This window comes from Mycobacterium colombiense, assembly GCF_003284935.1.
Lineage (GTDB): Bacteria > Actinomycetota > Actinomycetes > Mycobacteriales > Mycobacteriaceae > Mycobacterium > Mycobacterium arosiense_A.
Genome location: NZ_QMEV01000029.1, coordinates 23,177 through 37,563 on the forward strand (window position 1 = coordinate 23,177; position 14,387 = coordinate 37,563).

Consider the following 14,387-nt stretch of genomic DNA (forward strand, 5'->3'; position numbering starts at 1 on the left):
GTGGAGCGTGTTGACCGGGCGGTCCCGGTGACGCGGGGTCAGCTCGATATTTGGCTGGCGCTGCAAAGGGGCTACTTCGATGTGGCTTGGCAACTCGGCGTACTCGTACACATCCAGGGCGCCATCGACACCGGTTTGTTGCATGAGGCTATGCGACAGGTGGTCAATGAGGCTGAGAGCCTACGTGCTTCGTTCTTCGAGGTGGACGGCCAGGTTTTCCAGAAGGCCATCGAGTACGACGATGTCGATCTGGTTTTCTACGACCTGACCGACGCGCACGAGCCGGAGCGGGAAGTCCGCGAGACGGCTGCATCGATTCAGAGAACGCCGATGCCGCTCACGGGCCCGATGATCAAGTTCGCGTTGTTCCGGACGGCTCCCGACGAGTACTACTGGTTCACCACCTGCCATCACATCGCCATCGACGGGATGGGCATCGCCCTGATCGGTCGGCGGATCGCGGCGATCTACTCCGCCCTGGCGTCCGGGAAGCCGGTCCCGCCCGCCTTCTTCGGGTCGCTGCATGACCTCGCCAACGGCGAGCTGGAGTACGAGGCATCCCCCAAATTCCTTGAGGATCAGGAATATTGGACCGCGCACCGGCCTGCGGGCAGCGGGGCGGACTATCCGTCGACGGTGACCGACGATGGACGGGACCCGTATTCGCCTTCTCCGCCAGTCCAATTGGACGAAGGCGTGGTCGGCAAGGTCAAGCAGCTGTCGAAGGCGCTGGGCATCCGGCGGTCCTCGGTGCTTACGGCGGCGTGCGCGCTGCTGGTCCGCGGCTGGTCCGCCGACGGCTCGGACGAAGTCGTGCTCGACTTCCCGGTCAGCAGGCGGGTCGATCCGGCGTCCAAGACGCATCCCGGCATGCTCGCCGGAGTGGTGCCGCTGGTGCTGAACGCTGCGCCGGACACGACGTTCGCCGATTTCTGCCGGCAGGTCGACGCGCGATCGCGAGAAGCATTGCGGCATCAGCAGTTTCCGACGCGAACGCTGGATGGCGAAGGTCACTTCAGCGGTCCCCGCCAGGCGCCCAACCGCGTCGTCGTCAACTTCGTCCCGGCGCGTCTCACCCTCAGCCTGGGCGACGTACCGGCGACCGCGAAGTACACCAGCTTCGGCCCGGTCGGCCACTTCGGGCTGTTCTTCCTCGGATTCGGCGATCAGCAGTACCTGAGCACGGTCGGCACCGGGCAACCCTTCTCGAACTTCGACGTTTCCGACCTGGGGGAGCGGCTGCAACGGATTCTGGCGACCATCGCCGCCGGGCCGGACAAGCAGCTGTCGTCGTTGGACGTGCTGCATGCCGACGAGCGCGACCGATTGGAAGAGGTTGGCAACACAGCGGTTTTGACCCGCCCGGTGAGCGCGCCGGTGTCGGTGCCGCAGTTGTTCGCCGAGCAGGTGACCCGCGCGCCCGACGCGGTGGCGCTGGTGGGCGAGGGCGTCTCGGTGACCTACCGGGAACTCGATGAGGCATCGAACCGGCTGGCGCATCACCTGGTGGCGCACGGCGTGGGCGCCGGACAGACTGTGGCGCTGGTGTTTTCGCGGTCGGCCGAGGCGATCGCGGCTATCCTGGCGGTGCTCAAGACCGGGGCGGCCTACCTGCCGATCGATCCGTCGTCGCCGAGAACGCGGATCGGGTTCATGCTCGCCGATGCCAAGCCGGTCGCCGCGATCACCACCGCCGAGCTTGCTGAACGGTTCGACGGCCACGGCGTGACCGTCATCGACGTCAACGACCCGCGCATCGACGCCCGACCCGCGACGGCGCTGCCGGTGCCCGACGCGGCCGATATCGCCTACCTGATCTACACCTCGGGCACCACCGGTGTCCCCAAAGGCGTTGCGGTGACTCATCGCAACGTGACGCAGCTGATGGCGTCCCTGGACGCCGGCCTTCCCGCCGCGGGCGTGTGGTCGCAGTGCCACTCCTATGCCTTCGACGTCTCCGTCTGGGAGATCTTCGGCGGGCTGCTGCGCGGCGGACGCGTAGTGGTGGTGTCCGAAGACGTCACCCGTTCGCCCGACGAGTTCCACGACGTCCTGGTGGCAGAGCAAGTCAGCGTGCTGACGCAGACGCCGTCGGCGGTGGCGATGCTCTCGCCGAAGGGGTTGGAGTCGGTGGCGCTGGCGGTGGTCGGTGAGGCGTGCCCGGCCGAAGTCGTGGACCAATGGGCGCCCGGACGGGTGATGGTCAACGCCTACGGACCGACCGAGACCACCATGTGTGTGGCGATCAGCGCCCCGCTGCGGCAGGGATCCGGCATACCGCCGATCGGGTCGCCGGTGGACCGCGCCGCGCTGTTCGTGCTCGACGGCTGGATGCGACCGCTGCCCCCGGGAGTCGTGGGTGAGTTGTACGTGGCCGGCGACGGGGTGGCCGGCGGATATGTCGGCCGGTCCGGGCTGACCGCGTCGCGGTTCGTGGCGTGCCCGTTCGGGGCTCCGGGCGCCCGGATGTACCGCACCGGCGACCTGGCGTGCTGGGACGCCGACGGTCAGCTGCGTTACCTGGGCCGCGCCGACGAGCAAGTGAAGATCCGGGGCTATCGCATCGAGCTCGGCGAAGTCCAGGCCGCGCTGGCCGCGCTCGACGGTGTCGAGCAGGCCGTGGTGATCGCCCGCGAGGACCGGCCCGGCGACAAACGTCTGGTCGGCTACGTCACGGGGACCGCCGACCCGGGCGAGGCGCGCACCGCCCTGGCCGACCGGCTCCCGACGCACATGGTGCCGGCCGCGGTGGTCACCCTGGACGCGCTGCCGCTCACCGCCAACGGCAAGCTGGACACCCGCGCTCTGCCGGTGCCCGAATACAGCACGGGCGAGTACCGCGCGCCGGGCAACGCGGTCGAGGAAATCCTGGCGGGCATCTATGCCGAGGTGCTCGGGGTGCCGCGGGTCGGCGTCGACGAGTCCTTCTTCGAGCTGGGTGGCGACAGCATCCTGTCGCTGCAAGTGGTGGCGCGGGCGCGCGCCGCCGGCCTGACGTGCCGGCCCCGAGACGTCTTCGTCGAACAGACCGTGGCCCGGCTGGCCCGGGTGGCCGGCGTGCACGGCGGCGCGGCCGAGGTCGTCGACGAGGGCGTCGGTCCGGTGCTGGCCACCCCGATCATGCGGTGGCTGCAGGACATCGAACGCAGCGGCGGCCGGGTCGACCAGTTCAACCAGACCGTGATGGTCCAGGCCCCCGCCGGGGTGACCGAGGCCGACGTCGCGATTGTGTTGCAGGCCTTGGTGGATCGGCATGCCATGCTGCGGCTGCGCGTCGACGACGACGCGGACGGCGGCTGGTCGCTGCAGGTGCCCGAGCCGGGGTCGGTGCGGGCCGAGGACTGCCTGCGGTCGGTGGACGAGCTGACCGACGCGGCGCTGGCCGAAGCGCGGCGGCGGCTGGACCCGGCCGCCGGGGTGATGCTCAGCGCGCTGTGGCGCGAGGCCACCGGCCAGTTGACCGTGACCATTCACCACCTGGCCGTCGACGCCGTGTCGTGGTGGATCTTGTTGGAAGACCTCAACATTGCCTGGGCGCTGCACAGCGCCGGGCAGCCGGTGGAGCTGCCGCCGGCGGGAACGTCGTTCGCCCGGTGGTCGACGATGCTGGCCGAGCACGCGCACCGCCCCGAGGTCGTCAGTCAGCTGGGCGCCTGGAAGAAGGTGACAGCCACGGCCACCGCACTGCCGGCCGCCAGCCCCGAGGTGGACACCTACGCCTCGGCCGGGCGGTTGTCGGTGGAGCTGGACGCCGAGACGACCGGCGCGCTGATCGGCGACGTGCCGACGGCGTTCCACGCCGGAATCCAGGACATCCTGCTGATCGCGTTCGGCCTGGCCTGGGCGGAATTTTTGGGCGACGGCGCCGACGCGATCGGCATCGACGTCGAGGGCCACGGCCGACACGAGGAACTCGCCGCGGACATCGACCTGTCCCGCACCGTCGGGTGGTTCACCACCAAATACCCGGTGTCACTGAGTGTGTCGGGGCTGACGTGGGCCCAGGTGGTGGCCGGTGACCCGGCGCTGGGCGCGGTGATCAAACACGCCAAGGAACAGCTGCGGGCCCTGCCGGACCCGCTGACCTACGGGCTGCTGCGGTACCTCAACACCGAGGTCGAGCTGGCCGGGCCCGACCCGTCGATCGCCTTCAACTACCTGGGACGTCAAGGCGCAGCGCCGGATTCGGCAGGCGAGGGCTGGCGCATCAGTCAGGAGGGCCTGACCCTGATCGGGGCCGCCGCCGCGGTGCCCATGCCGCTGATGCACACCGTCGAACTCAACGCCGGCACCATCGACACCGGCGCCGGGCCCCACCTGCACGCCGAATGGACCTGGGCGCCATCGGTTCTCGACGCGACGCAGATCACCCGGCTGAGCAGGCTGTGGTTCGAGGCCCTGGCCGGGGTGTGCGCGCACGTGCGCGCCGGTGGCGGCGGCCTGACCCCGTCGGACATCGCGCCGGCCCGCCTGAGCCAGCACGAGATCGACGAGTTGGCGACCCAGCACCACATCGCCGACATCCTGCCGTTGACCCCGCTGCAGCAGGGACTGCTCTTTCACTCCAGCACCGCGCGGGGCAGCGACGACATGTACGCGGTGCAGCTGGACTTCACCCTTACCGGGTCCCTCGATCCCGATCGCCTGCGCGACGCGGTGCACACCGTCGTCAACCGGCATCCGCACCTGGCGGCGCTGTTCTGCGACCGCTACGACGAACCGGTGCAGATCATTCCCGCCGATCCGGTGGTGCAGTGGCAATACCTCGATCTCGACGGCACCGACGCCGACGCCGACCAGCTGATCGAGCAGCTGTGCGCCGCCGAGCGCGCCGCGGTGCGCGACCTGTCCGGGCAGGCCGCGTTCCGCGTGGCGCTGATCCGCACCGCGGACGGTCGGCACCGGTTCGTACTGACCAACCACCACATCTTGCTCGACGGCTGGTCGCTACCGATCCTGCTGCGGGAGATCTTCACCAGCTACTACGGCCAGCGGCTGCCCGCCGCCGGCTCCTACCGGGCGTTCCTCACCTGGCTGGCCGATCGGGACCTCGACGCCGCCCGTGACGCCTGGGGCCAGGTGCTGTCCGGCTTCGAAACGCCCACCCTGGTCGGACCGCAAGACCGGCTCGGCCAAGGCGAGCGCGGCTTCGAAAAGTCTTGTGTGCCTGAGCAAACCACCAAGGCCCTGACCGACCTGGCGCGCTCCTGCCACACCACGGTCAGCACCGTGCTGCAGGCGGCGTGGGCGGTGGTGCTGACCTCACTGACCGGGCAACACGACGTCGTGTTCGGCACCCCGCGATCGCGCGTCGGCCAACTGGAGGTCGACGACGCCGAACAGATGGTGGGGCTGCTGATCAACACGGTGCCGGTGCGCGCCGATATCGGCCCGACCACCACCACCGCGGAGCTGTTGGCCCAGTTGCAGAACAGCCACAACGACGCGCTCGAGCACCAGCACTTGGCGCTCAGCGAAATTCACCGCGTCACGGGCCACGACCAACTCTTCGACACGCTGTTCGTGTACGAGAACTACCCCGTCGAAAGCGGCATGACGCTGGGCCCCGACGGGCTGGCGATCGCCGAGTTCACCAACCGGGAGTACAACCACTACCCGCTGACGGTCGAGGCCCTGCCCGGGCGCGAACTCGGGCTGCACGTCGAATACGACGCGGACGTGTTCGACACCGCCGGCATCGCCTCGCTCCTCGATCGATTCCAGCGCGTGCTGGAGGCGATGACCAGCGATCCCACCCGGCGGCTGTCGGCGGTCGAACTGCTGGACCGCGACGAGCGCGAGCTGGTGCTGACGCGGCTGTCGGGCGTCGGCATCACCGGCCCCGTCGGCGTGGCGCCGCAGCTGCTGGCCACGGCGCTCACGATCGCCCCGGACGCGCCGGCGGTGGTCGACGGTGCGCGGGAACTGTCCTATCGCGAACTCGATGAGTGGTCAACGCGCTTGGCGCGCAAGCTGATTGACGCAGGCGTGGGCCCGGAGCGCGCCGTGGGCGTGGCGGTGGTCCGGTCCGCCGAACTGGTGGTCGCGTGGTGGGCCGTGGTCAAGGCCGGCGGCATTCACGCGCCGGTGGACGTCGATCATCCGGTCGAGCGGGTCGCCTCGGTGCTCGACGCCGTCGACGCGGTGTGCGTGTTGACCCGCGGCGCCGACGAGGTCGCCGGCGCGGGGACGCGGCCCGTGCTGCGGATCGACGACCTGGACCTGTCCGCCTACGGCGCCGAATCGATCACCGACGCCGACCGTCTGGCACCATTGACCGCCCGGGACAGCGCGTACGCGATCTTCACGTCGGGATCGACCGGCACCCCGAAGGGGGTAGTGGTCAGCCACGCGGGCCTGTTGGGATGGGCTGCGGCGCAATGTGATGCGTCCGAGCTGGACGCCGACACCCGAGTGCTGATGGTGGCCTCGCCGACCTTCGATGCGTCGGTCGGCGAGATGGTGCTGGCGGCGGCGTCCGGGGCCGCGCTGGTGGTGGCCCCACCGCAGGTGTACGCCGGCGAGCCGCTGACCGCCTTGCTGCAGAGCCAGCGCGTCAACGCGGCGTTCCTGACCCCGACGGTGCTGTCGTCGCTGGATCGCGCCCGGCTGCCCGGCTTCGACAAGCTGATGGTCGGCGGCGAGGCCTGCCCCAAGGAATTGGTGGCCGCCTGGGCGCCCGGGCGGCGGATGTTCAACGTCTACGGCCCGAGCGAGACCACCATCTGGGTCACCTTCAGCGCGCCACTGTCGGCCGAGGGGCCGGTTCGCATCGGCACCCCGCTGCCGGGCGTGTGCGCGGTGGTGCTCGACGCCTGGCTGAAGCCGGTTCCGGTCGGCGTGGTGGGCGAGCTGTATGTCAGCGGTCCTGCGCTGGCGCACGGATACATGGGCCGGGTGGACCTGACCGCGGAACGCTTCGTGGCCAACCCCTTTGGCGCTCCCGGGGACCGGATGTACCGCACCGGCGACCTGGTGCGCTGGACGCGCGACGGGGACTTGGACTTCGTCGGGCGCGCCGACAGCCAGATCAAGCTGCGCGGCCAGCGCATCGAGCTGGGCGAAATCGAGAACACCCTGCTGGCCTGCCCGCAGGTGACGCAGGCCGCCGTCACCGTGCTGGACAGCGCCACCGGCTCGCATCTGGTCGCCTACGTCACGCTCGACCACACCATTGGCTCCGACCACGACGAGGACAACGTCGAAGAGTGGCAACACCTTTACGACGACCTCTACGGCGCCGACCTCGAGTCCCGATTCGGCATGGACTTCCGCGGCTGGAACAGCAGCTACACGGGTGACCCCATCCCGCTCGCGGAGATGATCGAGTGGCGAGCCGCCACGGTCGACCGGATCACGGCCCTGCAACCGCGACGCGTGCTCGAGATCGGCGCGGGCTCGGGGCTGCTGCTGTCGCAACTCGCCCCGCACTGTGACGAATATCTGGCCACCGACTTCTCCCCGGTGGCCATCGAGAACCTGGCCCGCTCGCTGGAGCAGCTGCAGTTGCCCTGGCGTGACCGGGTCCAGCTGCGGACCCAGCCGGCCCACGTCACCGACGGGCTGCCCCGCGGCCACTTCGACACGATCATCCTCAACTCGGTCGTCCAGTACTTCCCCAACGCGGGCTACCTGGCCGAGGTCATCGACAACGCCATGGAACTGCTGGCCCCCGGCGGGGCGGTGTTCGTCGGTGACGTCCGAAACCACAGCCTGCAGGGCGCGTTCCAGACCGCGATCGCACTGTCCCGCGGCGGCGCCGCCGCCACCGAGGCCGCCGACATCCGTCAGCGCGTGCGCCACGCCATGCTCGGTGAAACCGAATTGCTCTTGGCCCCAGAGTTTTTCACCACCTGGGCGGTCAGCTGTCCTGCGGCCGGCGGCGTCGACATCCAAGTCAAGCGCGGCTTCGCCGACAACGAACTGAACCGGTACCGCTACGACGTCGTCATCCGCAAATCGCCCGCGCCCGTGCGCTCGGTGGGTGAGGCACCCACCTGGTCGTGGACCGAATGCGCGGGCATCGACGGGCTGCGCGACGTGTTGACGTCCCAGCGTCCCGGCGTCGTCCGCGTCACCGACATCCCGCACGCCGGGGTCATCGCCGACGTTCGCGTCGAATCGGCGCTCGCCGAGGGGCAACCCGTGGCCGACGCGCTCGCCGCCGCCGACGCCGTCGCCGGTGCCGCCGTCGCCGAGGAAGTGCACCGCATCGGCGAGTCCGCCGGGTATCGCGTCGCCGTCACCTGGGGTGCGGTACCGGGCACTCTCAGCGCCGTCTTCGTCGACGCCGACGACCCCGACGCGACCGCGCCCCTGACCGACCTCTACCTGCCCCCCACCGGGGCCCGGCGGCGCACCAGCAACGCCAACGACCCCCGCACCAACACCAAGATCGGCGAGGTGCGCGAGCGGCTCAGCGCGTGGCTGCCGGAATACATGGTGCCGACACACATTGTGGCGCTTGAGGAATTCCCGATGACCTCGTCGGGCAAGCTCGACCGCAAGGCCCTTCCGGAGCCCGAGTACCAGGACGTGGATCGCTACCGCGCCCCGGCCACCGCGGCCGAGGAGATCCTGGTGGGCATCTACGCCCAGGTGCTCGGCCTGGAGCGGGTGGGCGTCGACGACTCGTTCTTCGATCTGGGCGGCGACTCGCTGTCGGCGATGCGCCTGATCGCCGCGGTGAACACCAGCCTGAACTCCGACCTCGGTGTGCGGGCCGTGTTCGAGGCGCCGACGGCCGCCGAGCTGGCGCTGCTGGCCGGCGGCGACGCCGACCGCCCGGAGCCGTTGGTGGCGGGGGAGCGCCCCGCGGTGATCCCGCTGTCGTTCGCCCAGACCCGGTTGTGGTTCATCGACCAATTCCAGGGCCCCTCACCGATTTACAACGTCACCGTGGCGCTGCGGCTGCGTGGGCACCTGGACACCGGCGCGCTGGCCGCGGCGCTGGCCGACGTCGTGGGCCGCCACGAAAGCCTGCGCACGGTGTTCGCCTCGGCCGACGGAATCCCGCAGCAGGTGGTGATCCCCGCTGACCAGATCGGATTTGCCTGCGAGGTCGTCGACGCCCGCGGCTGGCCGGAGGACCGGCTGCGCGAGCGCATGTCCGCCGCCGCCCAGTACGCGTTCGACCTGTCCGGCGAAAGCCCGTTGCACACCGAGCTTTTCACCGTCAGCGACACCGAACACCAGCTGGTGGTCGCGGTGCACCACATCGCCGCCGACGGCTGGTCGATCACCCCGTTCGCGCGTGACCTGGGGGTGGCATACGCCAGCCGGTGCGCGGGGCACGCCCCCGACTGGGCGCCGCTGGCGGTGCAGTATGTGGACTACACGCTGTGGCAGCGCGCCTATCTCGGCGACGTGGACGACAGCGGTAGCCGCATCGCCGCGCAGCTCGACTTCTGGACCGACGCCTTGGCCGGGCTGCCCGAACGCCTGCAGCTGCCCACCGACCGGCCCTACCCGCCGGTGGCCGACCACCGCGGCGCCCGACTGGCGGCGGACTGGCCGGCGGAGCTGCAGCAGCAGGTGCAGCGGGTGGCCCGCGAGCACAACGCGACGCCCTTCATGGTGATTCAGGCCGCGTTCGCCGCGCTGCTGTCCAAGATCAGCGCCAGTAACGATGTGGCCGTGGGCTTCCCGATCGCCGGGCGCTCCGAACGCGCGCTCGACGAGCTGATCGGATTCTTCGTCAACACGCTGGTGCTGCGCGTCGACGTGGCGGGCGACCCGACGTTCGCCCAGCTGCTGGCCCAGGTGCGCCGGCGCAGCCTGGCCGCCTTCGAGCACCAGGACGTCCCCTTCGAGCTGCTGGTGGAACGGCTCAACCCCACCAGGAGCATGGCCCATCACCCGCTGATCCAGGTGCTGCTGGGCTGGGAGAACTTCCCCGGCGAGGTCACGGCGCCCGCGGGCGGGTTGGCGCTGGGCGATCTGCAGGTCACCCCGATGCCGTTGCACACCAACACCGCTCGCATGGACCTGACGTTCTCGCTGGCGGAACGGTTCACCGAGTCCGGTCAGCGCGCCGGCATCGCGGTGACGGCGGAGTATCGCACCGACATCTACGACGCGGACACCGTCGAGGCGATGATCGGGCGGCTGCAGCGGCTGTTGGCGGCCGTCACCGCCGAGCCGGAGCGCCGGTTGTCCTCGGTGGACCTGCTCGACACCGCCGAGCACGCCCGACTGGCCACGTGGGGCAACGAGTCCGTGCTGACTGACCCGATGGAACCGGTGACCGTCGCGGGATTGTTCGCCGCGCAGGCGGCCCGCACCCCGGACGCGGTGGCGCTGACGTTCGAGGACCGGTCCATGACGTACCGCGAGCTCGACGAGGCCGCCAACCGGCTGGCGCACCTGCTGGTCGACCGCGGCGCGGGCCCGGGTGAGTTTGTCGCGCTGCTGTTTTCGCGCTCGGCCGAGGCGATCGTGGCGATCCTGGCGGTGCTGAAGTCCGGGGCGGCGTATCTGCCGATCGACCCCGCGCTGCCCGCCCCGCGAGTGGAATTCATGCTGACCGACGCCGCCCCGATGGCCGCGGTCACCACCGCCGACCTGGCCGACAGGTTCGACGGCTTCGACCTGACCGTCGTCGACGTCGCCGACCCGGCCGTCGCGGACCGGCCGAACACCCCGCCGCCCGCGCCGGCGCCCACCGACCTGGCACACGTCATCTACACCTCCGGTACCACCGGCGTGCCCAAAGGTGTTGCGGTCACCCAACACAACGTCGCGCAGCTCTTCGACGACCTGCGGCTCGGCTTCGCCTTGTCGGCCGAGCAGGTATGGACCCAATTCCACTCCTATGCCTTCGACTTCTCGGTGTGGGAGATCTGGGGTGCGCTGCTGCACGGCGGGCGCCTCGTCGTGGTGCCCGGCGCGGTGGCCCGCTCGCCGGAGGAATTCCACGCCCTGCTGGTGCGCGAGGGCGTGACGGTGCTGACCCAGACCCCGTCGGCGGTGGGGCTGCTGCCCACCGACGGCCTGGACTCCACGGCGCTGGTGATCGGCGCCGAGCCCTGCCCGCCCGAACTGGTGGACCGCTGGGCGCCGGGGCGGGTGATGGTCAACGTGTACGGCCCCACCGAGACCACCATGTGGGCCTGCAAGAGCGCCCCGCTGACGGCGGGGTCGGGCTTCCCGCCGATCGGCTCACCGGTCACCCGTGCCGCGTTCTTCGTGCTCGACGAATGGCTGCGCCCGGTGCCCGCGGGCGTGGTGGGCGAGCTGTACCTGGCCGGCGAGGGCGTCGGCGTCGGGTACTGGCGTCGCCCCGGCCTGACCGCGTCGCGGTTCATGGCCTGCCCGTTCGGCGAGCCCGGCACCCGCATGTACCGCACTGGAGACCTGGTGTGCTGGGGCCCCGACGGGCAGCTGCGCTACCTCGGCCGCGCCGACGAGCAGGTCAAGATCCGCGGCTACCGCATCGAACTCGGCGAGATTCAGGCGGCGCTCGCCGCGCTCGACGGGGTGGAGCAGGCGGTCGTCGTCGCCCGCGAGGACCGCCCCGGTGACAAGCGCCTGGTCGGTTATGTCACCGGCTCGGCGGACCCCGGCAAGGCGCGCGCCGCGCTGGGCGAGCGGCTCCCGGGCTACATGGTCCCGGCGGCGGTGGTGGTGCTCGACGCGCTGCCGGTGACGGTGAACGGCAAGCTCGACACCCGCGCCCTGCCCGCGCCGGGTTACCGGACCGTCGACAACTATCGCGCCCCCAGCACCGCGGTCGAGGACATCGTGGCGGGCATCTACGCCCAGATCCTGGGGCTCGAACGCGTCGGTGTCGACGACTCGTTCTTCGACCTGGGCGGCGACTCGCTGTCCACCATGCGGCTGGTCACCGCGATCAATGCCGCGCTGGACAGCGACCTTCCGGTGCGCGTCGTCTTCGAGGCGCCCACCGTGGCGCAGCTGGCGCCGCGCATCGCGGAGAGCGCGGCCGGCCTGGAGCCGCTGGTGGCCGGTGAGCGGCCCGCGGTGGTCCCGCTGTCGTTCGCGCAGAACCGGTTGTGGTTCATCGACCAATTCCAGGGCCCCTCACCGCTATACAACATGGCGGCGGCGCTGCGGCTGCGCGGGCAGCTCGACGCCGGGGCCCTGGGCGCCGCGCTGACCGACGTGGTGAGCCGCCACGAAAGCCTGCGCACCCTGTTCCCGGCGCACGAGGGAACGCCCCACCAGGTGGTGGTGCCCGTCGAGCGCGCCGACATCGGCTGGGACGTCACCGACGCCACCGCATACTCGGCCGAGCAGCTGGACGACGCCATCAAGGCCGCGACGCGCTATGCGTTCGACCTGGCGGCCGAAATCCCCATCCGCGCACAGCTTTTCGCGGTCGCCGAGGACGAGCACGTCCTGGTGATCGTGGTGCATCACATCGCCGCGGACGGTTTGTCGCTCACGCCGCTGGGTGCCGACCTGAGCGTGGCCTACGCCAGCCGGTGCGCCGGTCACGCCCCCGGCTGGACCGAATTGCCGGTGCAGTACATCGATTACACGCTCTGGCAGCGCGCCCAGTTCGGCGCCCTGGACGACAGCTCCAGCCGCATCGGCGGCCAGCTGGCCTACTGGGAGGAGGCCCTGGCCGGCATGCCGGAGCGGTTGGCGCTGCCCACCGACCGGCCCTACCCGCCGGTGGCCGATCAGCGCGGCGACAGCGTGGTCGTGGACTGGCCGGCGGAATTGCAGGACCAGGTCCGCCGGCTGGCCCGCCAGCACAACGCCACCAGCTTCATGGTGGTGCAGGCCGCCCTGGCCGTGCTGCTGTCCAAGATCGGCGCGAGTTCCGATGTGGCCGTTGGCTTCCCGATCGCCGGGCGGCGCGACCCCGCGCTGGACCGGCTGGTCGGGTTCTTCGTCAACACCCTGGTGCTGCGGGTCGACCTGGCCGGTGATCCCAGCTTCGCCGAACTGCTGGAACGCGTCCAGGCGCGCAGCCTTGCCGCGTTCGAGCATCAGGACGTGCCGTTCGAGGTGCTGGTGGAGCGGGTCAATCCCACCCGCAGCCTGACGCACCACCCGCTGGTGCAGGTGATGCTGGCCTGGCAGAACTTCGCCGGGCACGACGACCCGGCCGCCGGCCTGGCGCTGGGCGACCTCGAGGTCACCTCGGTGCCGGTCGAGGACCAGTCGGCACGCATGGACCTGGTGTTCTCCCTGGGAGAGCGCTGGACCGCGGCCGGCGAGGCCGCCGGGATCGGCGGGCGGGTGGAATTCCGCACCGACGTGTTCGACGCGGCCACCATCGAGACGCTGATCGCGCGGCTACAGCGGGTGCTGACCGCGATGACCGCCGATCCCACGCACCGGGTGTCGTCGGTGGATCTGCTCGACGATGCCGAGCACGCCCGCCTGGAAAAGCTGGGCAACACAGCCGTTTTGACCGGGGCGGCCGGCGCGCCGGTGTCGGTGCCCGAACTGTTCGCCACGCAGGTCGCCGCCGCGCCGGACGCCGTGGCGCTGGTGTGCGAGGGCCTGTCGGTGACCTACCGCGAGCTGGACGAGGCGTCGAACCGGTTGGCGCATCACCTGGCGGCGCAGGGTGCCGGTCCGGGACAGACTGTGGCCCTGCTGTTTTCGCGGTCGGCCGAGGCGATCGCCGCGATCCTGGCAGTGCTCAAGACCGGGGCCGCCTACCTGCCGATCGATCCCTCCTCGCCGCCGGCCCGGATCGAGTTCATGCTCGGCGATGCCAAACCGGTCGTCGCGATCACCACCGCCGACCTGGCCGGCCGGTTCGACGGGCACGGCATCAGGGTCGTCGACGTCGACGATCGGCGCATCGACACCCTGCCCGAGACGGGCCTGCCGCTGCCCAGGCCCGAGGGCGTCGCGTACCTGATCTACACCTCGGGCACCACCGGTGTCCCCAAAGGCGTTGCCATCACTCACCACAGCGTGACCCGGCTGCTGGGCTCGCTGGATGCCGGCCTGCCGGCCGCGGGGGTGTGGTCGCAATGCCACTCGCTGGCGTTCGACGTCTCGGTGTGGGAGATCTTCGGTGCGCTGCTGCGCGGCGGCCGGCTGGTCGTCGTGCCGGAATCGGTGGCACGCTCACCGCAAGACCTGCACGACGTCCTGGTCGCCCAGCGGGTCAGCGTGCTGACCCAGACGCCGTCCGCGGTGGCGATGCTCCCGCGCGAGGGCCTGGAATCGGTGTCCCTGGTCATGGCCGGTGAGGCGTGCCCGGCCGAGGTGGTGGACCAATGGGCCCCCGGTCGCGTGATGGTCAACGCCTACGGCCCGACCGAGACCACCATGTGTGTGACCATCAGCGCGCCCCTGGCGCCCGGGTCGGCGGCCAATGGGCCGGTGCCGATCGGGTCCCCGGTGCCAGGGGCGGCGCTGTTCGTGCTCGACGGGGCGTTGCGGCCGGTACCGCC

1 protein-coding gene (cut by a window edge) is annotated in these 14,387 nt (G+C 70.7%); it reads left to right on the plus strand.

What is annotated here, in order from left to right; genetic code table 11:
* Window positions 1-14,387: the beginning of a non-ribosomal peptide synthase/polyketide synthase gene (locus tag DQP57_RS14580; protein WP_112633616.1), read on the plus strand. Its footprint extends 16,939 nt past the window's final position; 14,387 of the gene's 31,326 nt are visible here — the first part of the coding sequence; the start codon lies at window positions 1-3; its stop codon lies beyond the right edge, outside the window.